This is a genomic window from Pseudomonas sp. No.21, assembly GCF_054558415.1.
Genome location: NZ_BAAJNO010000003.1, coordinates 1 through 24,824 on the forward strand (window position 1 = coordinate 1; position 24,824 = coordinate 24,824).

Annotated in this window: 26 protein-coding genes; 11 read left to right on the top strand and 15 right to left on the bottom strand. The window is 66.8% G+C overall.

The window, feature by feature from the left end:
- Positions 1-374 precede the first annotated feature (374 nt).
- A complete protein-coding gene (locus ACYJSS_RS05630) occupies positions 375-1,367 on the top strand; it encodes an alpha/beta fold hydrolase (RefSeq protein ID WP_236204637.1) in 993 nt (330 codons plus the stop codon).
- Positions 1,368-1,576: 209 nt separating this feature from the next.
- Here ACYJSS_RS05630 and glpD read toward each other — a convergent pair whose 3' ends face one another.
- Positions 1,577-3,103, bottom strand: coding sequence for a glycerol-3-phosphate dehydrogenase (gene glpD, locus ACYJSS_RS05635; RefSeq protein WP_236204636.1), 1,527 nt, complete (start codon positions 3,101-3,103; stop codon positions 1,577-1,579).
- Between the two features lie 136 nt (positions 3,104-3,239).
- Positions 3,240-3,998, bottom strand: coding sequence for a DeoR/GlpR family DNA-binding transcription regulator (locus tag ACYJSS_RS05640; protein WP_111261076.1), 759 nt, complete (start codon positions 3,996-3,998; stop codon positions 3,240-3,242).
- Between the two features lie 106 nt (positions 3,999-4,104).
- Between ACYJSS_RS05640 and ybaK the strand changes: the two genes are divergently transcribed.
- The 4 genes from ybaK (at position 4,105) to ACYJSS_RS05660 (ending at position 8,067) form a co-directional block, all read left to right on the top strand.
- Positions 4,105-4,575: a Cys-tRNA(Pro) deacylase gene (gene ybaK, locus ACYJSS_RS05645; RefSeq protein WP_111261077.1), complete on the top strand. Its 471-nt coding sequence runs from the start codon at positions 4,105-4,107 to the stop codon at positions 4,573-4,575.
- Between the two features lie 29 nt (positions 4,576-4,604).
- Positions 4,605-6,101, top strand: coding sequence for a glycerol kinase GlpK (gene glpK / locus ACYJSS_RS05650; protein WP_236204635.1), 1,497 nt, complete (start codon positions 4,605-4,607; stop codon positions 6,099-6,101).
- 39 nt (positions 6,102-6,140) lie between these two features.
- Positions 6,141-6,932 carry a substrate-binding periplasmic protein gene (locus ACYJSS_RS05655; protein ID WP_236204634.1) on the top strand — a complete coding sequence of 264 codons (792 nt, stop codon included), beginning with the start codon at positions 6,141-6,143 and terminating at the stop codon, positions 6,930-6,932.
- 64 nt (positions 6,933-6,996) lie between these two features.
- On the top strand, positions 6,997-8,067 hold the full coding sequence (locus tag ACYJSS_RS05660; protein WP_236204633.1) for a GGDEF domain-containing protein: 1,071 nt from the start codon (positions 6,997-6,999) through the stop codon (positions 8,065-8,067).
- Here the strand turns inward: ACYJSS_RS05660 and ACYJSS_RS05665 are convergent.
- The gene (locus ACYJSS_RS05665) at positions 8,049-9,155 is read right to left on the bottom strand and encodes an ABC transporter ATP-binding protein (protein ID WP_236207043.1); all 1,107 of its coding nucleotides are present in this window, start codon (positions 9,153-9,155) and stop codon (positions 8,049-8,051) included. The two genes, ACYJSS_RS05660 and ACYJSS_RS05665, sit on opposite strands and share 19 nt — an antisense overlap.
- Positions 9,152-10,069 carry an ornithine carbamoyltransferase gene (gene argF / locus ACYJSS_RS05670; RefSeq protein ID WP_111261082.1) on the bottom strand — a complete coding sequence of 306 codons (918 nt, stop codon included), beginning with the start codon at positions 10,067-10,069 and terminating at the stop codon, positions 9,152-9,154. Before argF ends, ACYJSS_RS05665 begins: the two co-directional genes overlap by 4 nt.
- A gap of 474 nt (positions 10,070-10,543) precedes the next feature.
- Between argF and ACYJSS_RS05675 the strand changes: the two genes are divergently transcribed.
- The 3 genes from ACYJSS_RS05675 to grxD all read left to right on the top strand — a co-directional run bounded on the left by ACYJSS_RS05675 (position 10,544) and on the right by grxD (position 13,653).
- Positions 10,544-10,981, top strand: coding sequence for a hypothetical protein (locus ACYJSS_RS05675; protein ID WP_111261083.1), 438 nt, complete (start codon positions 10,544-10,546; stop codon positions 10,979-10,981).
- Between the two features lie 137 nt (positions 10,982-11,118).
- Positions 11,119-13,227, top strand: coding sequence for a molybdopterin oxidoreductase family protein (locus ACYJSS_RS05680; protein ID WP_111261084.1), 2,109 nt, complete (start codon positions 11,119-11,121; stop codon positions 13,225-13,227).
- Between the two features lie 96 nt (positions 13,228-13,323).
- Positions 13,324-13,653: a Grx4 family monothiol glutaredoxin gene (gene grxD / locus ACYJSS_RS05685; protein WP_111261104.1), complete on the top strand. Its 330-nt coding sequence runs from the start codon at positions 13,324-13,326 to the stop codon at positions 13,651-13,653.
- A gap of 57 nt (positions 13,654-13,710) precedes the next feature.
- Here grxD and bfr read toward each other — a convergent pair whose 3' ends face one another.
- From bfr to pyrC, 4 genes are all read right to left on the bottom strand, one after another.
- Positions 13,711-14,181 carry a bacterioferritin gene (gene bfr, locus ACYJSS_RS05690; protein WP_111261085.1) on the bottom strand — a complete coding sequence of 157 codons (471 nt, stop codon included), beginning with the start codon at positions 14,179-14,181 and terminating at the stop codon, positions 13,711-13,713.
- A 198-nt stretch (positions 14,182-14,379) separates the two neighbouring features.
- A complete protein-coding gene (locus tag ACYJSS_RS05695) occupies positions 14,380-14,598 on the bottom strand; it encodes a bacterioferritin-associated ferredoxin (RefSeq protein ID WP_111261086.1) in 219 nt (72 codons plus the stop codon).
- Between the two features lie 243 nt (positions 14,599-14,841).
- Positions 14,842-15,516, bottom strand: a complete 675-nt coding sequence (rnt, locus tag ACYJSS_RS05700; RefSeq protein ID WP_111261087.1) for a ribonuclease T — start codon at positions 15,514-15,516, stop codon at positions 14,842-14,844.
- Complete coding sequence (pyrC, locus tag ACYJSS_RS05705) at positions 15,513-16,559, bottom strand: dihydroorotase (RefSeq protein WP_111261088.1); 1,047 nt, start codon at positions 16,557-16,559, stop codon at positions 15,513-15,515. The genes rnt and pyrC overlap by 4 nt, the downstream gene beginning before the upstream one ends.
- A gap of 227 nt (positions 16,560-16,786) precedes the next feature.
- Between pyrC and ACYJSS_RS05710 the strand changes: the two genes are divergently transcribed.
- The 3 genes from ACYJSS_RS05710 (at position 16,787) to gloA (ending at position 19,586) form a co-directional block, all read left to right on the top strand.
- Complete coding sequence (locus tag ACYJSS_RS05710) at positions 16,787-17,725, top strand: flagellar protein MotY (protein WP_173176267.1); 939 nt, start codon at positions 16,787-16,789, stop codon at positions 17,723-17,725.
- Between the two features lie 128 nt (positions 17,726-17,853).
- Positions 17,854-19,071, top strand: coding sequence for an argininosuccinate synthase (locus ACYJSS_RS05715; protein ID WP_111261089.1), 1,218 nt, complete (start codon positions 17,854-17,856; stop codon positions 19,069-19,071).
- A 122-nt stretch (positions 19,072-19,193) separates the two neighbouring features.
- Positions 19,194-19,586, top strand: a complete 393-nt coding sequence (gene gloA, locus ACYJSS_RS05720) for a lactoylglutathione lyase (RefSeq protein ID WP_111261090.1) — start codon at positions 19,194-19,196, stop codon at positions 19,584-19,586.
- A 166-nt stretch (positions 19,587-19,752) separates the two neighbouring features.
- Here gloA and ACYJSS_RS05725 read toward each other — a convergent pair whose 3' ends face one another.
- The 7 genes from ACYJSS_RS05725 to ACYJSS_RS05755 form a co-directional block, all read right to left on the bottom strand.
- Positions 19,753-19,932, bottom strand: coding sequence for a PA3496 family putative envelope integrity protein (locus ACYJSS_RS05725; protein WP_111261091.1), 180 nt, complete (start codon positions 19,930-19,932; stop codon positions 19,753-19,755).
- Positions 19,933-20,039: 107 nt separating this feature from the next.
- Positions 20,040-20,678, bottom strand: a complete 639-nt coding sequence (gene nth / locus ACYJSS_RS05730; RefSeq protein ID WP_111261092.1) for an endonuclease III — start codon at positions 20,676-20,678, stop codon at positions 20,040-20,042.
- Positions 20,679-20,694: 16 nt separating this feature from the next.
- Complete coding sequence (locus ACYJSS_RS05735; RefSeq protein ID WP_236204631.1) at positions 20,695-21,240, bottom strand: Rnf-Nqr domain containing protein; 546 nt, start codon at positions 21,238-21,240, stop codon at positions 20,695-20,697.
- Positions 21,237-21,839: an RnfABCDGE type electron transport complex subunit G gene (locus ACYJSS_RS05740; RefSeq protein ID WP_236204630.1), complete on the bottom strand. Its 603-nt coding sequence runs from the start codon at positions 21,837-21,839 to the stop codon at positions 21,237-21,239. The genes ACYJSS_RS05735 and ACYJSS_RS05740 overlap by 4 nt, the downstream gene beginning before the upstream one ends.
- The gene (locus ACYJSS_RS05745) at positions 21,836-22,837 is read right to left on the bottom strand and encodes an RnfABCDGE type electron transport complex subunit D (RefSeq protein WP_111261095.1); all 1,002 of its coding nucleotides are present in this window, start codon (positions 22,835-22,837) and stop codon (positions 21,836-21,838) included. Before ACYJSS_RS05745 ends, ACYJSS_RS05740 begins: the two co-directional genes overlap by 4 nt.
- Positions 22,834-24,210 (bottom strand): electron transport complex subunit RsxB, encoded by a 1,377-nt coding sequence (rsxB, locus tag ACYJSS_RS05750; RefSeq protein WP_111261096.1) that lies wholly within the window; start codon positions 24,208-24,210, stop codon positions 22,834-22,836. Before rsxB ends, ACYJSS_RS05745 begins: the two co-directional genes overlap by 4 nt.
- Positions 24,207-24,758, bottom strand: coding sequence for an Rnf-Nqr domain containing protein (locus ACYJSS_RS05755; RefSeq protein ID WP_111261097.1), 552 nt, complete (start codon positions 24,756-24,758; stop codon positions 24,207-24,209). The genes rsxB and ACYJSS_RS05755 overlap by 4 nt, the downstream gene beginning before the upstream one ends.
- Positions 24,759-24,824 lie beyond the last annotated feature (66 nt).

The following is a 24,824-nucleotide window of genomic DNA, read 5'->3' on the forward strand; positions in this document are numbered from 1 at the left end:
GGGACGTCCTCGGTCATGGTCTTGGGAGAGCGGTAGCAAGGGCGGTGCCAGTGCCGGGAAAGCCAGGTTTATCAAGGGGTTGCTCGCGGGGCCGGCCTCGCGCTGCGGCACCGCTGTAGGGTTTTCGCTACAGCCGTTAGAACCCGGGAGGCCCGGCGGCAGTCAGACACACGGCTGCCATGGCCTGCAGCCGCTGTAGCGTTGTCGATACGCTGGAATGAAATCGCTACGAGCTGCCCGGCAAGAGGCCTTGCACGAGCCTGCAACGACCGTTGGGCGCCCTTCATGAAATTGTCACGGTTGTGTGGCAGTGCGAGCGAAAGGGATTCATCAGAATCGCGTTTCACTGGGGTTTTGCGTTCTGGATTTTCATCATGCGCCTTTTCATTTTTCTCGCCGCCTTGCTGTGCGGCCTGCCCGCCTTTGCCTCCGCGCGCTGCGATACGCAGGTGCCGACGGAGACCGTGCACCTGGGCGAGGTGCGCCTGGCCTACCAGAGCATCGGCGAGGAAAAGGACCCGGCCCTGCTGCTGATCATGGGGCTGGGCGGGCAACTCATCCACTGGCCGGACGAGGTGGTGGCGGCGCTCTGCGAGCAGGGGTTCCGGGTGATCCGCTATGACAACCGCGATGTCGGCCTGTCCGCCTGGAGTCACCCTGAACCTGCCGCCAACCTGACCTATGAGGCGCTGCGCTACCGCCTGGGCTTCCCGGTGCAGGCGCCCTACAGCCTGCGTGACATGGCCGGGGACGCGCTGAGCCTGATGGACGCCCTGAACATCCGCCAGGCCCATGTACTGGGCGCGAGCATGGGCGGGATGATCGCCCAGCATGTGGCCGATATTGCGCCGGAGCGGGTGTTGAGCCTGACCCTGGTGATGACCAGTTCCGGCGCCCAGGGGCTGCCGGCTCCGAGCCATGCGCTGATCGCCCTGCTGGCCCGTCGCGAGGCGCCGAGCCGCGAGGTGGCGCTGGAGCAGCAGGCCGATCTGCTGGCCGCATTGGGCAGCCCGGACGTGGCCGATGACCGTGCGCAGTTGTTGCAACAGGCGGCGCGGGCCTACGACCGTGCCTTCACCCCCGAGGGTGTGCAGCGGCAGATGCTGGCGATCCTCGCCGAACCGAGCCGGGTGGAGATGCTCAACCGCCTGAGCGTGCCGACCCTGGTGGTGCACGGCACCGCCGACCCGCTGCTGCCGGTGATGCATGGCGTGCATGTGGCGGCGCATATCAAGGGGTCGGAGCTGAAGCTGATCCCGGGGCTGGCCCATCGCTTCCAGGAGGCGTTCAAGGAGCCCCTGCTGGCGGCGGTACTGCCGCACCTGCTGGCCCATCGGCAGGTGGATGGGCACGTGGCGCAGCTGTGAACTCATCGCTGGAGAGGGGTAGGGTGGGCTTCAGCCCACCGATGGACGCTCCAGGGTCATCCGGTCATCCCCCACTTCGCGCCAGGCTTCCCGGGCTGAAGCCCAGGCCCCCCGCGGCATGACCATTTCTTCCCGGAACCGCTTACCGCTTCGCTGTTGGTGGGCTGAAGCGGAACGCCGCCCGGCCCACCCTACGAGGGTATTCCGTGTCAGGCGGCGTCGGCCTTGGGGCGATTGAGCAGGTACTGGGCGAGGCGCTCCTGCTGGCCGGGGGTCATGAACAGGCCGAGCTTGGTGCGGCGCCAGAGGATGTCGTCCAGGCCGGTGGCCCACTCCTCGCGGCACAGGTAATCCACTTCACGTGCGTACAGGCCACTGCCCAGGTGTTCGCCCAGGTCGGTGAGGTTCTGCACGCCGTCCAGCATCGCCCAGGTGCGGCTGCCGTAGGTGCCGGCCCAGCGCCGCGCCAGGCTGTCGGGCAGCCAGCCGAAGCGGTTGCACAGGGCTTCGGCCAGGTCGGCCTGGCTGTTCATCTGTTCGCCGCCGGGAAGCGGCTGGCTGGCGGTCCAGCTCGGCTTGGCATTGGGGAAGAAGGGTGCCAGCTGGGCCAGGGCGGATTCGGCTAGCTTGCGGTAGGTGGTGAGCTTGCCGCCGAACACCGAGAGCAGCGGTGCCTCGCCCGGATGGGCCTCCAGGGACAGGGTGTAGTCGCGGGTGACGGCGGACGGGTCGTCCGACTCGTCATCGCACAGCGGGCGAACGCCGGAGTAGGTGCGCAGGATGTCCTTCTCGCCGATCTGTTGCTTGAAGTGGCGGTTGACCACGTCCAGCAGGTAGGCGGTTTCCTCGGCGCTGATGGCCACCTTGGCCGGGTCGCCCTGGTATTCGCGGTCGGTGGTGCCGATCAGGGTGAAGCGCTCGAGGTAGGGGATGGCGAAGACGATGCGCCGATCCTCGTTCTGCAGGATGTAGGCGTGTTCACCCTCGTACAGCCTCGGCACGACGATGTGGCTGCCCTGGATCAGGCGGATGCCGTAGGGCGATTTCTGCTTGAGGTCGTCCTTGATGAACTTCGCGACCCAGGGGCCGGCGGCGTTGACCAGGGCGCGGGCGCGGATCGACAGCAGGGTGCCGTCGGCGCGCTCCAGGTGGATGTGCCACAGGCCCTTGCTGCGACGGGCGCTGACGCAGCGGGTACGGGTGTGGACGTGGGCACCGCGCTCGCGGGCGGCCATGGCGTTGAGCACCACCAGGCGGGCGTCGTCGACCCAGCAATCGGAATATTCGAAGCCCCGGGCGATGTCCGCCTTCAGCGGGCTGCCGGCACCGAACTTCAGGCCGCGGGAACCCGGCAGCTTCTCGCGCTTGCCGAGGTGGTCGTAGAGGAACAGGCCGGCGCGGATCATCCAGGCCGGACGCAGGTGCGGGCGGTGCGGCAGCACGAAGCGCATGGGGCGGACGATGTGTGGCGCCTTGGCCAGCAGCACCTCGCGCTCGGCCAGCGCCTCGCGCACCAGGCGGAATTCGTAGTGCTCCAGGTAGCGCAGCCCGCCGTGGATCAGCTTGCTGCTGGCGGAGGAGGTGTGTTGGGCGAGGTCGTCCTTTTCGCAAAGGAAAACGGACAACCCACGGCCCGCCGCATCGGCGGCGATGCCCACGCCATTGATGCCGCCGCCGACGACGGCGAGGTCATAGACTTCGGAAATGGGCGATTTGCGGCTCATCGGAGGGTTCATGCGGGGCACCGGAAGTCGAAAGTGAACTTTGAATGTTCGTTTTCGAAAAATGCTAGACGAATACGCATGAAATCGCCAGCCCGCCGGCGCAGCGGCCGGCGGGTGGGCGACGAAAGGAAATGGGCGGCGACGGCGCTCAGACCAGGTCGAGGTGGACCTTGTGTTCGGCCATCAGGCGGGCCAGGGCGGGGGAGGGCGCGTGGTCGGTGATCATGCGGTCGACCAGCGCGATGGAACCCAGGCGGACCACGGCGTTGCGGCCGAACTTGCTGGAGTCGGCGGCCAGCAGGACCTGGCGGGCGTTGTCGATGATGGCCTGGGAGACGCGCACTTCCTGGTAGTCGAAATCCAGCAGGCTGCCGTCGTCGTCGATGCCGCTGATGCCGACGATGGCGAAGTCCACCTTGAACTGCTGGATGAAGTCCACCGCCGACTGGCCGACGATGCCGCCGTCGCTGCGCACCGTGCCGCCGGCCACCAGTACCTCGAAGTCCGGGCGGTCGGCCAGTTGCGCGGCCACGTGCAGGTTGTTGGTGATCACCTTCAGGCCCTTGTGGCCCAGCAGTTCCCGGGCGATGGCCTCGGTGGTGGTGCCGATGTTGATGAACAGCGAGGCGTGGTCCGGGATCAGCGCCGCCACGGCCTCGGCGATGCGCTGCTTCTCGTCGCGCATCTGCCCGGCGCGCATGGCGTAGGCGGTGTTCTGGATGCTCGACGCCTCGCTGGCGGCGCCGCCGTGGGTGCGCCGCAGCAGGCCCTGCTCGGCGAGCTGGTTGATGTCGCGGCGGATGGTCTGAGGGGTCACGGCGAAGGCCTGGGCCAGCTCGTCGATGCTGACGTAGCCACGGTCGCGGGCGAGGTCGAGGATTTCCTGCTGGCGGGGCGCCAAGGTCATGGGAAGGGCTTCCGGATTTTTGTCGCGCATTATAGCGACGTGCTGCCGAACGGCGACTTTTCAGCTAAGGTACGCCCAATTCGCCCTCCTGTTTTCACTATCGAACATGACGCCTGCCATCGATCTGCTGAAGAAAGCCAAGGCCGAGCACAGAGTGCTCAGCTACACCCACGATCCCAAGGCGCCTTCCTACGGGCTGGAAGCGGCCGAGAAACTAGGCCTGGACCCGGCGCGGGTGTTCAAGACGCTGCTGGCCGCCACCGAGAAGGGCGAGCTGCTGGTGGCCGTGGTACCGGTGGCCGGCACCCTCGATCTGAAGGCGCTGGCCCATGCAGCCGGGGCCAAGAAGGTGGACATGGCGGCGGCGGACGCGGCCCAGCGCGCCACCGGCTACCTGGTGGGCGGCATCAGCCCGTTGGGGCAGAAGAAGCGCCTGCGCACCTTCATCGACGAATCGGCCCGTTCGCACCCGACCATCCATGTCAGCGCCGGCCGGCGTGGCCTGGAGGTCGAGCTGAGTGCGGACACCCTGGCCCAGCACACCCAGGCGCAGTTCGCGGCGATCGGCCGCGAGTGACGCCCCCATAACAACAAGGAAGCCTGCATATGGCCCAGTACCTACTTGCCATCGATCAGGGCACGACCAGCAGTCGTGCCATCGTCTTCAGCGCCCAGGGCCTGCCCGTGGCGCGCGCCCAGCAGGAGTTCAAGCAGTACTTCCCCAAGGACGGCTGGGTCGAGCATGACGGCGAGGAAATCTGGCTGACCACGCTCAAGGTCTGCCGCGAGGCGATCCAGAAGAGCGGGATGCCGGCTGCGGATATCGCCGCCATCGGCATCACCAACCAGCGCGAGACCACCCTGGTGTGGGACGCCGCGACCGGCACGCCGATCCACCCGGCCATCGTCTGGCAGGACCGGCGTACCGCCGACTATTGCTCGACGATGAAGGAGGCCGGCCACGAGGACGAGGTGTCGCGCCGTACCGGCCTGCTGATCGACCCCTATTTCTCCGCCACCAAGCTGCGCTGGATCCTCGACAACGTGCCGGGGGCCCGCGAACGCGCGGAGCAGGGCGAGCTGCGCTTCGGCACGGTGGATTGCTTCCTGCTGTGGCGGCTGACCGGCGGCAAGGCGCACCGCACCGATGCCACCAATGCGTCGCGGACCATGCTCTTCAACATCCACACCCAGCAGTGGGACGAGGCGCTGCTCAAGCTGTTCGAGATCCCCGCCAGCCTGCTGCCGGAGGTGCTCGACAGCGCCGCCGACTTCGGCACCACCGAGGCGCCGCTGCTGGGCGCGGCCATCCCGGTGCTGGGCATGGCCGGCGACCAGCAGGCCGCGCTGATCGGCCAGGCCTGCTTCCAGCCGGGCATGGTCAAGAGCACCTACGGCACCGGCTGCTTCCTGATCCAGAACACCGGCGAGACGCCCGTCACCTCGCGCAACCGCCTGCTCACCACGGTCGGCTACCGCCTGGACGGCAAGGTCACCTACGCGGTGGAGGGCAGCATCTTCGTCGCCGGCGCGGCGGTGCAGTGGCTGCGCGACGGCATCAAGCTGATCAGCCATGCCCGCGATACCGAGGCCCTGGCCGAGCAGACCGGCGATGCCTGCGGCGTCTACCTGGTGCCGGCCTTCACCGGTCTTGGCGCGCCCTACTGGGACCCGCGCGCCCGTGGCGCGATCTTCGGCCTGACCCGCGATACCGGGATCAAGGAAATCGTCACCGCCGGCCTGCAGTCGGTCTGCTACCAGACCCGCGACCTGCTCGAAGCCATGGGCCAGGACGGCGCCGCGGCGCCCAGCGCGCTGCGGGTGGACGGCGGCATGGTGGAGAACAACTGGGTGATGCAGTTCCTCGCCGATATCCTCGGTGTGGCGGTGGAACGCCCCGAGGTCACCGAGACCACCGCCCTGGGCGCCGCCTACCTGGCGGGCCTGAAGGCGGGGCTGTACCGCGACCTCGACGAGATCGCCCGGCACTGGCATCGCCAGCAGCGTTTCACCCCGCACATGGCGAGCGCGCACCGGGCCAGGCTTTACGAAGGATGGCTGGATGCCGTCCAACGGGTACGCAGCGAGGCCAGCGAGGCGTAAGCTGCGCTCTGGAGCTGGTCGCGATACAGGGAGTTCTACGTGTATTTCAGGGATGCTTTTCGTCATCGCCGCGTGCGCGGCCTGGCCTTCGGGCTGGCCGCGTTGTTCGCCATCGGCCCCGTGCGGGCCGAGACGGTGGTCATCGCCGGCGATATCTGGTGCCCGATCAACTGTGCGCCCGGCTCGGCCAAGCCGGGTATCTTCGTCGAGCTGGCGCGGGACATCTTCGCCGAGTCCGGCATCCAGGTTGAGTACCGGGTGGTCAACTGGGCGCGCGCCATCAGCGATGCCCGCACCGGCAAGCTCAACGCGGTGATCGGCGCCGGTATCCAGGACGCTCCCGATTTCCTCTACACGCCTACGGCGCCGGGCATCTCGCGCATGTGCTTCTACGTCGCTCAGGGGGCGACCTGGCGCTACCAGGGGCTGGGTTCGCTCGCACAGGTGCGCCTGGGCACCATCAACAGCTACAGCTACGGGCAGGAGATCGATGCCTACGTCCGCCTGCACCGCGCGAAAGGCGACCGGGTGCAGGTGGTCTCGGGCGAGCAGGCTCTGGAGATGAACGTGGAGAAGGTGCGCTTCGGGCGCCTCGACGCCACGGTGGAGAATAGCTGGGTGATGGAGAACCTGCTGGCCCGCACCCGTCAGCAGGATCGCCTGCAGGTGGCGGGCTGCCGCGCCCCGGATGTGCCCATCTACCTGGCGTTTTCCCCCGCCATCGAGGCCAGCGCGCGCTACAACGCCCTGTTCGAGGAGGGGCTGCAGCGCTATCGGGCGTCAGGCCGGCTGGATGCCCTGATGCGCAGCTATGGCGTGACGACGCCCTGATCGGCGGCGGGATCACGACGCCTGTCTATACTCCCGGCCATTCATCGCCAAGAAAGGGGAGCCCATGCAGCCCTCCCGACATCAGCTGCTGCGCCTGCGAAGGGTATCGCTGGCCAGCGGTGCATCATTGTTGTTCCTGCTGTTGTGCTGGTCGGCGCACGCCGCCGGTTACCTGGGCCTGAGCCTGGTCGGCATGCTGGTGCTCACGGGCCTGGTCGGGCTCAGTTGCCTGGCATTCCTGGCCCTGGTGCGCAGCAACCTCAACCTGCGCTTCCACGATCCCAGCCTGACGCTGCCGCTGATGAGCTGGGCGATCTGCGTGATCTTCGCCACCGCCTACCATGCCGGCGAGCTGCGCCTGCTGTTTCTGATGACGGTGCTGCTGGTGCTGATGTTCGGCACCTTCCGCCTGCAGTTGCGCGGCTTCCTGCTGGTGATCCTGCTGACCGCTGTGTGCTACGCCCTGCTCATCAGCTCGCTGGTCGCCTCGGGGCGGGAACTCGACCTGCACAGCGAAGCGATCCAGGCGGTGGAGTTCTTCGTGCTGCTGACCGGTGTCGGCCTGCTTTCGCTGGAGATGAACGGCCTGCGGCGCAGCCTGGTGCAACGCAACAACGACCTGCGCATGGCCCTGGAGAGCATCCAGAAGCTGGCCATCACCGATGAGCTCACCGGGCTCTACAACCGCCGTTTCACCAAGGACATCCTGGCCCAGCAGAAGGCCCTGGCCGATCGTGGCGACTATGGCTTCGTGCTCTGCCTGGTGGACCTGGACTACTTCAAGAACGTCAACGATCGCTATGGCCACGGCTGCGGCGACGCGGTGCTGCGGCAATTGTCGAAGATGCTCCAGGACTCGGTGAGGGACGTGGACTTCGTCGCGCGGCTGGGCGGCGAGGAGTTCCTGCTGGTGCTTTCACGCACCAACGAGGCGGGCGCCGAGGTGATGCTGGAGCGCTTGCAGGCCAAGGTGCGCGCCGCGCACTGGGATCAATGCCCGGGCCTGAAGCTGACGCTGTCCCTCGGAGTCAGCGCCTATCGGCCCGGCGAGTCCTGGGAGGACAGCCTGCTGCGGGTCGACATGGCGCTCTACGAGGCCAAGCACAGCGGCCGTGATCAACTCGCCGTGCTGTAGCGGCGCACGCCCTCGTCCTGCATGGCCTGGGTGGCGACGCTGCCGTTGGCGGGGAACACCACCAGGTGGTCGGCGGCCACGCGGATGCCCACGTGCTGGCCGGGCTGGTGGTCGGCATGGCTGGGGAAGATGGCTTCCAGCTGGGTGCCGGTAGGCAGTTGCAGGCGGTAGAGGGTGGCGGCGCCGAGGAAGGTCTTGCCGGTTACCAGCGCCCTGAGCGCGCCATCGGGCGCCGGGACGATGTCGTCCGGGCGCAGCAGCACGTCCACCGCGCTGCCTTCCGGCCAGGCGTAGGCACGGTTGCCGCTGATCACCCCGAGCTCGGTCTGGACCGTATCCGGGCAGACCTGCTGGCCGCGGATGAAGTAGCCCTGGCCGACGAAGCTGGCGACGAAGGGGGTCGCCGGCTCGTGGTAGAGGTTGTAGGGGGTGTCCCACTGTTCCAGGTTGCCGTTGTGGAACACACCGACCTGGTCGCTGACCGCGAAGGCCTCTTCCTGGTCGTGGGTCACCAGCACGGCGCTGGTGCCGCGGGCCTTGAGGATGTCGCGCACCTCATGGCTGAGGCGGCGGCGCAGCTCGCCATCGAGGTTGGAGAAGGGCTCGTCGAGCAGCAGCAGCACCGGTTCCGGCGCCAGGGCGCGGGCCAGGGACACGCGTTGCTGCTGGCCGCCGGAAAGCTCGTTGGGGTAGCGCTTGGCGAGGTGCCCGAGCTTGACCAGCTCCAGCAGCTCGCTGGTGATGCGCTCGCGCTCGGGGTGCTTGCGGATGCCGAAGGCGACGTTCTCTTCCACCGTGAGGTGGGGGAACAGCGCGTAATCCTGGAACACCATGCCGATGCGACGTTTTTCCGGGGCCAGGGTGAAGCCGGCCCTGGAGATCACCTCGCCGGCCAGCACGATCTCGCCTTCGAATACGGGTTCGAAGCCGGCGATGGCGCGCAGGGTGGTGGTCTTGCCGCATCCGGACGGCCCCAGCAGGCAACCGATGTCGCCGGCGTTGAGGTGCAGGTTGAGGTTCTGTACGACGCGCTGGTCCTGGTAGCCGCAGCTCAGGTTGCGCAGGTTTAGAAGCAGTTCGTGGCTCATGCTCGGGACGCGTGTTCGACGAGAAGTTCCAGCAGCGCCTTTTGCGCATGCAGACGGTTTTCTGCCTGGTCCCAGGCCACGGAACGCGGGTCGTCGAGCAGGTCCATGCTGATTTCCTCGCCCCGGTGCGCCGGCAGGCAGTGCATGAAGATAACCGCTTCATCGGCCAGCGCAAGCAGCGCCTGGTTCACCTGGTAGGGCTTGAACAGCGCCAGGCGCCGAGCGGTTTCCTCTTCCTGGCCCATGGAGGTCCAGACATCGGTGCTCACCAGGTGGGCGCCGCGCACCGCTTCGCGCGGGTCGCGCATCACCTGCACGCGGTCACCCGCCTGGGCGAGGAACGCCGGGTTGGGCTCGAAGCCCTCGGGGCAGGCGACGTTGAGGCGGAAATCGAACTGGATCGCCGCTTCTATATAGGTGTTGCACATGTTGTTGCCGTCGCCGATCCAGGCCACGGTCTTGCCCTGGATGGCGCCGCGGTGTTCCTGGAAGGTCTGCATGTCGGCCAGCAACTGGCAGGGGTGCAGGTCGTCGGACAGGCCGTTGATCACCGGTACGCGGGAGTTGGCGGCGAATTCCACCAGCTTGCTGTGGGCGAAGGTGCGGATCATCACCGCATCGAGCATGCGCGACATGACGATGGCGCAGTCGCTGATCGGCTCGCCCCGGCCCAGCTGCGTGTCGCGGGGCGAGAGGAAGATCGCCTGGCCGCCGAGCTGGATCATGCCGGCCTCGAAGGAGAGGCGGGTGCGGGTGGAGGCCTTCTCGAAGATCATGCCCAGCACGCGGCTTTTCAGGGGCTCGTAGGGGACGCCTCGGTGGCGCAGGTCCTTCAGCTCGATGGCTCGACGGATCAGGCTGCTCAGCTCCTGGGGGGTGCAATCCATCAGGGAGAGAAAGTGCCTTGCGCTCATTGCTGACTACCTTTTTTTGCCTCTGGCCGCGGGTCCTGGTCGGTTTTTTCAGGGAAAAGCAGGCGGGACCGGCGGGCTAAGCCGCACGGGGCGACGGAATAGGGGGAGGCGCGATCTTATAAGGAATTGTCGCACTCTGCCAACCAGTGCCTCGAAGGCCCCGTGCCAGAGGCGTGCCCGCGTCTTCTTGGCCGTCGGCTCGAGGTCGTGGCGAAAACCGTCCCGACAGGTATCCAGGGCGTGCTGCCTGGAATCGTGGCCGGACCGGATGGCGCGAACGCTTGACCGAATGCAAGGAAATTCGGCGAAGAGGTAGGGTGTGGGAAATTTCCAAGGGACAAATCAGCCTGCATGAACTTATGCGACGCAGGGCGCGTTGCTAGCTTGTGCCGCCTCGAAATCACTCGGTTTCGAGGGCGGGGCCCGCCTACGGATGTTGGGCCCGGCCAGCATGTTCTGATCATGGAGATACCAATGAAGAAGTTCCTCGTACCTGCCGCCCTGGTCGTCGCTATCGCCGGTATGACCGGTTGCAGCAGCTACAACGTCAGCCAGCCGAGCTCACCGCTCAACGGCAACGTCAAGACCGGCCTGAAGGCAGATGTGGCGGTAGGCGAGCCGATCAGCGGGCAGTCCGAAGTGAACATCCTGTTCCACTTCCTGCAATTCGGCGGCGACTCCCAGTTCGCCGATGGCGTGGTCTACGGCGGTGATGCCGGTGGCAGCCTGCCTTTCGGGCCCGATCCCATCTCGGCGGTGAAATCCGCTGCCGCGTTCAAGGCCGTCAAATCCTCCGGTGCCGACCTGATCGTGGCGCCGCGCTATGAGCTCACCATCCAGGACTATTTCGTCTTCAAGAAAGTGAGCGCCAAGGTGACTGGCAACAAGGGCACCATCCAGTCCATCCGCTGACCCGTTAAGCGAATCGGCAGGCCTGATGCCTGCCGATTCATACCGTTGAATCTACTGGCCGGCCGATCGATCTGCTTCCATAGTTCTGCTCTTGCGACCCGACCGGTCGTCTCGACACAAGAACATGAGGCAAGGCCATGACCAAGTCCGTTCACCACCGTGCATGCCATCTCTGCGAAGCCATCTGCGGGCTGACCATCGAAACCGAGGATCGGGAAGATGGCTCCCGGCACATCCTTTCCATCAAGGGGGATGCCCAGGACAGCTTCAGCCGTGGCCACATCTGCCCCAAGGCCGTGGCCCTTCAGGACATCCAGAACGACCCCGACCGCCTGCGCCAGCCCATGCGTCGCGCCGGCAGCGAGTGGCAACCCATCGGCTGGGACGAGGCGTTCGCACTGGTCGCGGAGCGCATGGCCGACATCCAGGCGCGCCACGGCCATAACGCAGTGGCCGTGTACCAGGGCAACCCGAGCGTGCACAACTATGGGTTGATGACCCACAGCAACTACTTCCTCGGCCTACTGAAGACCCGCAGCCGCTTCTCCGCCACCTCCGTGGACCAGTTGCCCCACCACCTGGTGAGCCAGCAGATGTACGGCCATGGCCTGCTGATCCCCATACCCGACATCGACCACACCGATTTCATGCTGATCCTCGGCGGCAACCCGCTGGCGTCCAACGGCAGCATCATGACCGTGCCCGACGTGGAGAAGCGCCTGAAGGCCATCAAGGCGCGCGGCGGCCGCCTGGTGGTGGTGGACCCGCGTCGCAGCGAGACGGCCGCCATCGCCGACCAGCACCTGTTCGTGCGGCCGGGGCAGGATGCAGCGCTCCTGCTGGCATTGCTCAATACCCTGTTCGAAGAGGGGCTTGGCCGCCCGACGCACCTGGCGGTCGACGGGCTGGACGAGGTCCGCCGTGCCATCACCGCGTTCACCGCCGAGGCCATGGGCCCGCGTTGCGGCATCGATCCCGCCGCCATCCGCCAGCTGGCGCGTGACTTCGCCGCTGCCGGGAGTGCCGTCTGCTACGGGCGCATGGGGGTTTCCACCCAGGCCTTCGGTAGTCTTTGCCAGTGGTTGATCCAGTTGATCAACCTGGTCACCGGCAACGTCGACAGCGTCGGCGGTGTGCTCTGCACGGAGCCGGCCGTGGACCTGGTCGCGACCACCTCGGGCGGTCATTTCAACCGCTGGCAGAGTCGCGTCTCCGGGCTGCCGGAGTACGGTGGCGAGCTGCCCGTCTCGGCCCTGGCCGAGGAGATGCTGACCCCGGGCGAGGGGCAGGTCCGCGCGTTGGTGACGGTCGCCGGCAATCCGGTGCTGTCCACACCCAACGGGCGACGCCTCGAACAGGCCCTCGACGGGCTGGAGTTCATGCTCAGCATCGACCTCTACATCAACGAGACGACGCGCTACGCCGACCTGATCCTGCCGCCCACCGCGCCGCTGGAACATGATCACTACGACACCACCTTCAACCTCTTCGCCGTGCGTAACGTCACCCGCTTCAACGAGCCGGTGCTGGCCAAGCCCCAGGGTGCGTTGCATGACTGGGAGATCTTCGTCGGCCTGGCCAAGGCATTCGCGGCGCGTACCGGCGTGGAGCTGAAGCCGACCCTGGAGCCCAGGCAGATGATCGACATGGGCCTGCGCTTCGGCCCCTATGGCGAGCGTTCCGAGCACAAGCTCTCGGTGCAGCGCCTGGGGGACTTCCCCCATGGGCTGGACCTTGGCGCGCTCAAGCCCAACCTGGCGGGTCGCCTGAAAACGGCCGACAAGCGCGTGCTCGCAGCCCCCTCGATCTTCCTCGACGACCTGGCCCGCTTCGCCACGCAGGCCGTGCCCGAGGAGGGCGGGCTGGTGCTGATCGGCCGCCGTCACGTACGCAGCAACAACTCCTGGATGCACAACTACCACCGCCTGGTGAAGGGCAAGCCACGTCACCAGCTGCTGATGAACCCGGGCGACCTGGCGCGTCGTGGGCTGGTCGATGGCCAGCGGGTGAAGGTGCGCTCGCGCGTGGGGATGATCGAGGTCGAGGTGGCGGCCAGCGAGGAGATGATGGCCGGCGTCGTCAGCCTGCCTCACGGTTGGGGGCATGCGCGCCCGGGCGTGATGATGGGCATCGCCAGCGAGCAGCCGGGGGCCAGTGCCAACGACCTGACCGACGAGCGGTATCTGGATGCGGTCTCCGGCAACGCCGCGCTCAACGGCGTGCCGGTGGAGGTGGTGGCGGCCTGAATGTCGCGGGGCAAGTCCGAGCGTTGAGCTCGGACTTCCGTTACAATGCCGCCCATCCTGCCGACCGACGAGTCGGAACGTTCAGCCGAGGTAGCCATGGATATCATCGAAACCATCAAAGAGCAGATCGCCAACAACACCGTACTGCTGTACATGAAAGGCTCGCCGAATGCCCCCCAGTGCGGCTTCTCGGCACGCGCCGCTCAGGTCGTCATGGGCTGTGGCGAGAAATTCGCCTACGTCGACATCCTGCAGAACCCGGAAATCCGCGCCAACCTGCCCACTTACGCCAACTGGCCGACCTTTCCCCAGCTGTGGGTGAATGGTGAACTGGTCGGCGGCAGCGACATCCTCGCCGAGATGTTCGAGAAGGGTGAGCTGCAGCAGCTGATCAAGGACGCGGTGAGCAAGAAAGCCAGCGCCTGATTCCTCGCTGCAAAAGAAAAGCCCCGCAGATGCGGGGCTTTTTCATGTCCGGAGTCTTTACTCGTCCATCTGCGATTGCAGGTAGTTCTCCAGGCCCACCTTCTCGATCAGGCCCAGTTGGGTCTCCAGCCAGTCGATATGCTCTTCCTCGGACTCGAGGATGTCTTCCAGCAGTTCGCGGCTGCCATAGTCACCGACGCTCTCGCAGTAGGCGATGGCGGCTTTCAGGTCCGGAATGGCGTTCAGCTCCAGCTTCAGGTCGCTGGCGAGCATTTCCTTGGTGTTCTCGCCGATCATCAGCTTGCCCAGGTCCTGCAGGTTGGGAATGCCTTCCAGGAAGAGGATGCGCTTGATGAGCTTGTCGGCGTGCTTCATCTCGTCGATGGACTCGTGGTACTCGTGCTTGCCGAGTTTCTCCAGGCCCCAGTCCTCGTACATGCGCGCGTGCAGGAAATACTGGTTGATGGCCACAAGTTCGTTGCCGAGGATCTTGTTGAGATGCTGGATGACTTTCTTGTCGCCTTTCATGTGGAGTCCTGCCGTGCAAATGGGTGTCAGTGGTCGAATTTTATCCAGTTGCCGGGCAAAGTCAACGTAAGTTATTGATATGTAAGATAATTTGAATGTGAATAAGAATGTTTAGATTCCGCGTCTTGGTGCTAACTGCTTGAATTGCAGGCATAAAAAAACCGGACGCCAGGTCCGGTTCTTCAAAACTTCTTCAACTCACGCAGGCACGAAACTCGCAGGGTAGGCGAGGGATGCCTGGCTGCTCCGTACGTCCGAGAGGGTTTCACGCACGACCTGCTTGGCGAGGCAGGCACACTTGCCGCATTGGGTGCCGACGCCGAGGGTCTCGCGGACCTCGCGGTAGCTGCAGCAGCCTTCATAGATCGCATCACGAATGTGGCCGTCAGTGACACCTTGGCAGAGACAGACGTACATGGGTGGGCTCAATGCTCGGTTGTGGGCTTGATGGAAAGCGATACTAATCAGAATGAGAATGATTGTCAAAGTCCGTTCGTCAGGCCCCGTCCCAGAGCGTTTCCGTGGGGGCGGCTGGTTCCAGGCCGGTAGTGAGAGGACGCAGCGTCATAGCGCTTGGCGCCAAGCTGCGGTCGATTCCAGGCAGAAGAAAACCCGGCATCGCCGGGCTTCCTTATATAGAGGGCGTTGGGGGGCGTGACGTCAGTCGTCGTCTTCCATCCAGCCGCCCATCTCCTTCCAGCGATTGACGATGCCGCAGAACAGCTCGGCGGTCTTCTCGGTGTCGTAGCGCGCGGAGTGGGCTTCGCGGCCATCGAACTCGATGCCGGCCACCTGGCAGGCTTTCGCCAGTACGGTCTGGCCGTAGGCGAGGCCCGCGAGGGTCGCGGTGTCGAAGCTGGAGAAGGGGTGGAAGGGGTTGCGCTTGATGCCGGTCCGGTTCACCGCCGCGTTGAGGAAGCCCAGGTCGAAGCTGCTGTTGTGCCCCACGAGGATGGCGCGCTTGCAGCCGCTGGCCTTGATCGACTTGCGCAGGCCCCGGAAGATCTCGTTCAGCGCGTGCTCCTCGCTAACCGCCATGCGCAGCGGGTGGTCGAGCTTGATGCCGGTGAACTCCAGCGCCGCCTGTTCGATGTTGGCGCCCTCGAAGGGCTCGACGCGGAAGAAGTGGGTGTGATCCGGGTAGAGGAAGCCCTGTTCGTCCATGGCGATGGTGGTCGCCGCGATCTCCAGCAGGGCGTCGGTGGCGGCGTTGAAACCGCCGGTCTCGACATCCACTACCACGGGCAGGTAGCCACGGAAGCGGGCGGCCATCGGGTGGCGGGGACCTTGCGGCAGGTTGCCGTCGAGCTCTTCGTCGTACAGGTCTTCGCTCACGCGTTGTCCTCCAGCAGGCGCCAGCGCAGCGTCTCGCCAGCGCGCAGCGGAATCACGGTCTGCTCGCCGAGCGGCAGGCTCGCAGGGGCGGTCCATTCTTCACGGACCAGGGTGATGGTGTCGGTGTTACGCGGCAGGCCGTAGAAGTCCGGGCCGTTCTTGCTGGCGAAGGCCTCCAGCTTGTCCAGCGCGTTGCGCTGCTCGAAGGCCTCGGCATAGAGCTCGATGGCGGCGTAGGCGGTGTAGCAGCCGGCGCAACCACAGGCGGCTTCCTTCGCGTGCTTGGCGTGGGGGGCCGAGTCGGTGCCGAGGAAGAAGCGCTCGCTGCCGCCGGTGGCCGCGTCCAGCAGGGCTTCCTGATGCACGTTGCGCTTGAGGATCGGCAGGCAATAGAAGTGCGGGCGAATGCCGCCGACCAGCATGTGGTTGCGGTTGTACAGCAGGTGGTGTGCGGTGATGGTGGCACCGACGTTGGCCGAGGCCGATTCCACGAACTGCACGGCATCGCGGGTGGTGATGTGCTCGAAGACTACCTTCAGGGTCGGGAAGCGTTCGACCACGCGACGCAGATGCTCGTCGATGAAGACCTTCTCGCGGTCGAACACGTCGATTTCGCTGCGGGTGACCTCGCCGTGCACCAGCAGCAGCATGCCGACTTCGGCCATGGCTTCCAGGGCCGGGAAGATCGTGTCGATGCGGGTCACGCCCGAATCCGAGTTGGTGGTCGCGCCGGCCGGGTAGAGCTTGGCGGCATGGACGAAGCCGGAAGCCTTGGCCGCACGGATGTCCTCGGGGCTGGTGCGATCGGTGAGGTAGAGCACCATCAGCGGCTCGAAGCGGCTGCCGGCCGGGCGGGCGGCGAGGATGCGCTGGCGATAGCCGTCGGCCTCTTCGGCGTTGCGCACCGGTGGCACCAGGTTGGGCATGATGATGGCGCGGCCAAAGGTGCGCGCGGCATCGGCGACTGTGTGGGACAGCACGGCACCATCGCGCAGATGGATGTGCCAGTCGTCGGGGCGCAGCAAGGTCAAACGGTCGGACATGGGGGGCTTCCAGGCGGGCAAAACTCGTCGTGCATGCTACCGGAAAAGCTTTTTCGGGGCACGCGGGGCTTGTGTTTCAGGGCATCGGCGGCTGTTCACGATGTGACGGGGGAGGGCGCCACGGCTGGCCCTCTCCTACAAGGACGTGCGTCGAATCCACTCAAGTTTTGCCCTACGCCACCGATAGCCCAGGGGAGTGCAGAAATTTCCCCGTGGAGCCCGCCGCCGTGCGCCAGCGCTATGTCGCCCTGCTCAGCCTGTTCGCCAGCCTTCCGGCCATGGCCATTACCTTCCAGACGCGCCTGGAGAAGGCCGAGTGGACGGTCGAGGGGGACAAGTTCGAATGCCGCCTGTCGCAACCGATCACCGATTTCGGCAGCGGCGAGTTCGTACGTCGCGCCGGTGAACAGGTGACGTTCCGCATCAAGGCCCGCGAGCGCTGGCTGGGGGCAGGCTCCGCCACCCTGCTGGCCGCTGCGGCGCCCTGGCAGCCCGGACGCGGCGATATCAACCTCGGCGCGGTCAGCGTCGGCAATGGCGATGTCCCCTTCAACAGTTCCCAGCTCCAGGGCGGCCGCCTGCTGGCCGGCCTGCTGGAAGGGCGCAGCCCGCTGGTGCGCCACCGCACCCTGCAGGGTGGGGATGCCATCGAAGTGCGCCTGTTGCCGGTGAAGTTCAACAAGGCCTACAACGACTACCTCGCCTGCACGACCAAGCTGCTGCCGGTCAACTTCGACCAGATCAAGAACGCCCAGGTCGGCTTTGCCGGCGGCGGCACGGCGCTGGACGAGATGGCGCGGGCCCGGCTGGAGATCATCCTCGACTACCTGAAGGCCGATCCCAGCGTCAATCACCTCGAAATCGACGGCCACTCCGACAACGCCGGCAACCGCCTGACCAACCGCGACCTGTCGCGCCGCCGCGCCCTGGCCGTCTACGACTACTTCAAGGCCAACGGCATTCCCGAGTCGCACATGGTCATGCGCTTCCACGGCGAGCGCTATCCGCTGGTGCCCAACAACAACGAGGCCAACCGCGCGAAGAACCGCCGCGTCACCCTCAGCCTGTCCCGCGAGGCCGAGGCGCCCCCTGCCGAAGCCCCTGCAGCGGCGCCCGCGCCGATCATCCCCGAGGCCGACAAGGCCACCCAGGGCGCCGCCTCCTGAATCCTGCCCGGGTCGATTGGACGAAAGAATCTGTCGCTTGGTCGTCATTGCCTGTCGCGCCACTGTAATTTGGCCGCCAGGGTCAGTAGAATCACGGGTTTTTCGTACAACCCCGTGGAGTTGATGGCATGGCGGACGTGAAGAAGGTTGTCCTGGCGTATTCCGGTGGCCTGGACACCTCGGTAATCCTCAAGTGGCTGCAAGACACCTATAACTGCGAAGTGGTGACCTTCACCGCCGACCTCGGTCAGGGCGAAGAGGTCGAACCGGCCCGCGCCAAGGCCCAGGCCATGGGCGTCAAGGAAATCTACATCGACGACCTGCGCGAAGAATTCGTCCGCGACTTCGTCTTCCCGATGTTCCGCGCCAACACCATCTACGAAGGCGAGTACCTGCTGGGTACCTCCATCGCCCGCCCGCTGATCGCCAAGCGCCTGATCGAGATCGCCAACGAGACCGGCGCCGACGCCATCTCCCATGGCGCCACCGGCAAGGGCAACGACCAGGTCCGCTTCGAGCTGGGCGCCTACGCGCTGAAGCCGGGCGTGAAGGTGATCGCCCCCTGGCGCGAGTGGGACCTGCTGTCCCGCGAGAAGCTGATGGACTACGCCGAGAAGCACGCCATCCCGATCGAGCGCCACGGCAAGAAGAAGTCCCCGTACTCCATGGACGCCAACCTGCTGCACATTTCCTATGAGGGCGGCGTGCTGGAAGACACCTGGACCGAGCACGAAGAGGACATGTGGAAGTGGACCAAGTCGCCGGAAGCGGCGCCGGACACCCCCACCTACATCGAGCTCACCTACCGCGCCGGTGACATCGTCGCCATCGACGGCAAGGACATGACCCCGGCCCAGGTGCTGACCGAGCTGAACCGCGTCGGTGGCGAGAACGGCATCGGCCGCCTCGACATCGTCGAGAACCGCTACGTCGGCATGAAGTCCCGTGGCTGCTACGAGACCCCCGGCGGCACCATCATGCTGCGCGCCCACCGCGCCATCGAGTCCATCACCCTGGACCGCGAAGTGGCCCACCTGAAAGACGAGCTGATGCCCAAGTACGCCAGCCTGATCTACACCGGCTACTGGTGGAGCCCCGAGCGCCTGATGCTGCAGCAGATGATCGACGCCTCGCAGAGCAACGTGAACGGCGTGGTACGCCTGAAGCTCTACAAGGGCAACGTCATCGTGGTCGGCCGCAAGTCCGACGACTCGCTGTTCGACGCCAACATCGCGACCTTCGAGGAAGACGGCGGCGCCTACAACCAGGCGGACGCGGCGGGCTTCATCAAGCTCAACGCCCTGCGCATGCGCATCGCCGCCGGCAAGGGTCGCAAGCTGTTCTGAGCTGTAAGCCGAGAGCTTGGAGCAGGAAGACTTCCCGCTTCGGGCTTCCGGCTTTAAGCTGCCTTCCAAGCCCCGGTCACGAGCCGGGGCTTGTCGTTTCAAGCCAATGAGGAGAAACCGAGATGCGACTGCTGCATACCATGCTGCGCGTCGGCGACATGGACACATCCATCGCCTTCTACACCGAAGTCCTGGGCATGACCCTGCTGCGTCGCAAGGACTACCCGGACGGCCAGTTCACCCTGGCCTTCGTCGGCTACGGCAACGAAGCCGAGAACAGCGTCATCGAGCTCACCTACAACTGGGGTGTGGACAGGTACGAGCTGGGCACCGGCTATGGCCATATCGCCCTGGAAGTGGCCGATGTCTACAAGGCCTGCGAAGACATCCGCGCCCGTGGCGGCAAGATCACCCGCGAGCCGGGTCCAATGAAGCACGGCACCAGCATCCTGGCTTTCGTCGAAGACCCGGACGGCTACAAGATCGAACTGCTCTCGCCTTCGCGCAACGACTGAGCGCCTCGATCCCGAAGAGCCCCGCCGATGCGGGGCCTTCTTGCCTGTGGACCCGGGCTCCAAGCCCCACCCCGTCATCCCCGCGAACGCGGAGAGCCACTGAAAGCCCTTTCTGCTGGCCAACAAAAAGCCCCGCATCGGCGGGGCTTTCGGGCGGCTTCACAGATCAGAAGTCGAAATCGTAGTCGGACAACTGCTTCTGCAGGCGGCGCTCTTCCAGGTAGTTGTCGATGATGCGGCGCTTGGTCAGGTTGGTCTTGGCAGCTTCGACGGGAGTTTCGCCTTCATCGCTGTCTTCGGCGACGAAGTCTTCCTCGGTCTCGATCTCTTCTTTGCCTGTGCTCATACGGTCACTCCACGATGCGGGGCGCTATTGGCGCACCTTATAGCGACAAAGCCGGAGCCGGTAAAAAAGATTTTTTCAATCGAAACATTGGGCGATTCAATGAAGCTTCAATCGTCCGAGGTTTTCGCCTTGTATTCGCACAGGTCCTCGATCCGGCACGCGCCGCAGCGCGGCTTGCGGGCCACGCAGACGTAGCGGCCATGCAGGATCAGCCAGTGGTGGGCGTCGAGCAGGTAATCCCTTGGTACGAATTTGAGCAGCTTCTTCTCCACCTCCAGCACGTTCTTGCCGGGGGCGATGCCGGTGCGGTTGCTGACGCGGAAGATGTGCGTGTCCACCGCCATGGCCAACTGGCGGAAGGCGGTGTTGAGCACCACGTTGGCGGTCTTGCGACCGACGCCGGGCAGGGCCTCCAGCGCCTCGCGCTCCTGCGGCACCTGGCTGCCGTGCTTCTCGACGAGGATGCGGCAGGTCTCGATGACGTTCTTCGCCTTGCTGTTGTAAAGGCCGATGGTCTTGATGTACTCCGACAGCCCCTCCACGCCCAGCGCGTAGATGGCTTCCGGCGTATTGGCCACCGGGAACAGCCTGGCCGTGGCCTTGTTCACCCCGACATCGGTGGCCTGGGCGGAGAGGATCACCGCGATCAGCAGTTCGAAGGGCGAGGAATAGGCCAGCTCGGTCTTGGGCTCGGGGTTGTCCTCATGCAGGCGGCGGAAGATTTCCAGGCGTTTGGCGGCATTCATGGTCGACGGCTTCTGATTAGGGTTTGAGGCGCACGAGCGCCAGGAGCAGGCCGAGGAGGATAAGGCCTCCCGGTGCCGAGACGAAGAGCGGCAGGCCATCGGCTGCGGCCTGCCAGTGCAGGGCGCCGAGGCCCAGCCATTCGCCATGGGCCAGCAGGCTGGCATGGCCGAGCAGTTCCCGCAGTGCGCCCAGCGCCAGGGCGAACGATGCGAACACCAGCCCCTGGCGCAGGCCCGCATCGGGGCCGCCGGGCTCGCTCGCCACCAGCAGCAGGCAAGGCAGCGCCAGCAGGGCGAGGAAGGGGCCCAGGGCCCGATGCAGTTCGAACGCTGCGGCCTGCATCAGCAACTGGGCGGCGCCTGTCAGCGCGCCGGCGAGCAGCGTGGCGCCGAGCCACAGGGCGCGCCCCTGGAGCAGCCGGCGCAGGGTGGGCAGTGCCGCGCCGAACAGCGTCAGCAGCGGCAGGGCGACCAGGGTGATGCCCAGCGCCTTGACCAGCAGGTCGCTGGTGCCCAGCAGCGGCGCCAGGCCGAGCAGCGCCAGGGGGCTCACCGGTTTCATGGCGCCTCTCCCAGCAATTGCTCGCGATGGCTGTCGAAGTAGCGCAGCCCCTGCTGGGTCGCGGCGAGTACGGCACGCGAGGTGATGGTGGCACCGGCGATCTGGTCGAACCCGCCGCCATCGGCCCTGACCCGCCATTCCCCGGGGCGATTGCCGAGCGAGATGCCGTCCAGGCTCGCCAGCCAGGGGCTGCGTGACGGCTCGATGCGGTCGCCGATACCCGCGGTCTCGCGGTGCTCCAGCACCTTGCTGCGCAACAGGCGGCCGTCCGGGGCGATGGCCAGCAGCAGGCGGATCGGGCCTTCGTACCCTTGCCCCGTGACGGGCAGGAGCAGCGCCATCACCTGACCCTCACGGCGGGCCAGCCACGCCGAATCGGGCGCCGGGCGCCCCAGGGCTTCGGCATCCGGGAGGGTGACGGGCTCGCGCAAGGGGTGATTGTCATAGCTGCCGGTCGGCAGCAGGTCGAGCAGCGCGCGTTCCTCGGCCGCCTGGCGTGCCTCGTCGATGCGCGGGGCGAGGCCCAGCTGCAGGGCGACCAGCAGCACGGTTCCCGCCATCCCCAGGGCCAGCAGCGTCACCAGGGCGCGGCCGTTCATCGGCGCTCGCTCCACGCCGCCAGGCGTTCCAGTGTCGGCACCAGCAGGTTCATTGCCAGCACCGCGAAGGCCAGCCCGTCCGGGTAGCCGCCCCAGGTGCGGACCGCATAGACCAGCAGGCCGGCGCCGGCACCGAACAGCAGGCGCGCACGGTCGCTGGAGGGGCCGGAAACAGGCTCGGTGACGATGAAGAAGGCGCCGAGCATGGTGGCGCCGGAAAACAGGTGCAGCAGCGGCGAGCCGTTGGAGTCCGAGCCGCTGCCGTTCCAGCACAGCAGCGCGACGACGAACAGCGCGGCGAGCAGGCCCACGGGCGCGTGCCAGCGGATCACCCGCTGCTGCAGCAGGAACAGGCCGCCGGCGAGGAACGCCAGGTTGACCCACTCGACACCGCGCCCGCCGACACCGCCGAAGGCGCCGTGGCCGGCGAACAGCTCGTCGATGGTCAGGCGATCGTTGTGGCGCAGGCTGTCCAGCACCGTGGCCTGGCTCCAGCCGTCCACCAGGCCGCTGCCGACGCCGAACACCTGTTGCACGGCGGCCCAGAGCCCATGGGCATGACCGGCAGCGGGCCAGTGGGTGAACTGTGCGGGGAAGGCCAGCAGGGCGAGGGCGAAGCCGAGCATCGCCGGGTTGAAGGGGTTGTGGCCGAAGCCGCCGAACAGCGACTTGCCGAGCAGGATGGCGCTCGCGCTTGCACAGAGCGCCAGCCACCAGGGCGCGTAGGGCGGTAGCGCCAGCGCCAGCAGCACGGCGGTGACCAGGGCGCCGCCCTCGGCCAGGGGCGCCAGGCCGAACAAGGCGTCGGTCGGGGCGATGCGCTGGTGGCGCAGGTGCCTGGCCAGCGCCTCGCAGGCCAGCGCCGTGGGGATGGCGAGGGCCAGTTGCACCAGGGTGCCGCAGCCGTATTGCCAGAGCAGTACGAACAGGCCCGGCAGGCAGGCCAGCAACACCAGGCGCATGCCTGGGCGCGGGTCGAAGCCGGGCTGTTCGGTCATGATGCCGCGTGCCCGTCGAGCTGCGCCTGGGCGCGCTCCAGGCGTTCGCGGGCGCGGGTCAGGGCCTGTTCGTCGACGGGCTGGCGACGTTCCAGCTTGCTGACCTCGGCGCGGGCCATGGCCAGCTCGGTCTTCAGGGCCCGCAGTGCCGGGTCGATGGGGGTCTTGTCGATGCGTTGCAGGTCCGGCGGGGTCTTGCCGCTGGCATCCTCGGCGGTGTGCAGCGCCTGCTCGGCGTCGGCCAGGGCCTGGCGCAGGGGGCCCAGCTCGGTTTCGGTGGCGCCTCGCGCCTCGGCGCTGCGCAGTTCGGCGCGGCGGCTGACCAGGGCGATCTTCGCCTGCTTCAGCGCGGCCATGCCCGGGGTGGGGGCGGCGGCCTGGGCGCCCTGGAGGCGATCCAGCTCGGCTTCGGCCTGGGTCACGATTGCGCGCAGCGCCTCCAGTTGGGCGCGTTGTTCCGGCGACGGCTCATCGCCAAAGGCCTTCTCCGCCTTGGCCAGTTGGGTGCGGCCCATGGCGGCGGCGATCCTGGCCTTCTTGTAGGCGGCTTCGTCGAAGGCTGCCACCGGTGCCTGGTTGGCGGCCTCCAGTGCGGCCTGTGCCCTGGCGTTGGCGACGCGCAGCGCTTGCACCTGGGCGGCGATGTCGGAGGTGCCGTAGACCTCCAGCTGCTTCTCGGCCTTGGCCAGGGCGACCCGGGCCTGGGCGGCCTCGATCTTCAGACGTTTCTGCAGTTCGGTCCGGGTGCCGGCGGCGGCCTTCTGTGCCTTGACCCGCTCGATGGCGGCCTGCACCGGGTCCGGGGTGGCCGCCGCCTGCTGCCGCGCATGTGCCTGGGCGGCCCTGGCGGCGCGGGCTTCGCGCTCGGCCAGGCGCCGGGCTTCGTCGCGGGCGAGGCGGCGGTTGCGTTGTTCGTAGCGGCGGCGGAACTGGTCGGCGTGCTGGCGCTGCAGGCTGGCCGCAGGCTCCGCCAGGGGCAGGATGTCGATGCAGTCCACCGGGCAGGGGGCGACGCACAGCTCGCAGCCGGTGCATTCGTCGGCGATCACCGTATGCATCTGCTTGGCCGCGCCGACGATGGCGTCCACCGGGCAGGCCTGGATGCACTTGGTGCAGCCGATGCACTCGGCCTCGCGGATGAACGCCAGCTGCGGCGGCACCGGGCCGCCGGGGGCCTCCAGGGGCAGCGTCGGCACCTGCAGCAGGTCGGCCAGGGCGATGATGGTGGCGCTGCCGCCGGGCGGGCACTTGTTGATCGCCTCGCCCCGGGCCATGCCCTCGGCGTAGGGCCGGCAGCCGGGGTGGCCGCACTTGCCGCATTGGGTCTGGGGCAGCAGGGCGTCGATGCGCTGGATCAACTCCGCCTGGCTCATGAGGCCACCATGCCGTTGAAGCCGAGCAGGGCAACGCCCATCACCCCGGCGCAAATCAGCATCACCGGCAGGCCGCGGAAGGGCGCGGGCACGTCGGCCGCCTCCACCCGCTGCAGCAGGTCGTCGAACAGGCGCAGGGCGACCCAGAAGCCGATACCGCCGCCGATGCCGAGGCCAAGGGCGCTGGTGAAATCACCGGCAGCGGCCAGCAGCATGGCACCCAGTGCCGCGCCGTTGCCCAGCAGCAGGGGCAGCAGGCCGTCGCGGGGCAGGCGTGGAGCTGCGCGGGCGAGCAGGGCGAGGCTCGCCCAGGCCAGCGGCAGCAGGGCGGGGATGAACAGGGCGATGCCCAGGTAGCCGAGGCCGAGGGGCGCGAGCAGCCGGTCCAGCACCCAGGCCAGCGGCGTGGCGAGCGCCAGCAGCAGGCCGCCGGCCAGCGCCAGGCTGCGGCTGCGGGGCTGGCGCAGGGCGTCGGTGCCCAGGGGCAGGACGAGAATCAGGTTGTTGACCAGCGCTGCGCCGAGCAGGGCGAGGATGAAGTCGGTCATGTCAGGGGCGTCGGGGTCTATCGAAAAGGCCGCGCATTATCCGGGATGCTGCCGGAGCGGTACAGG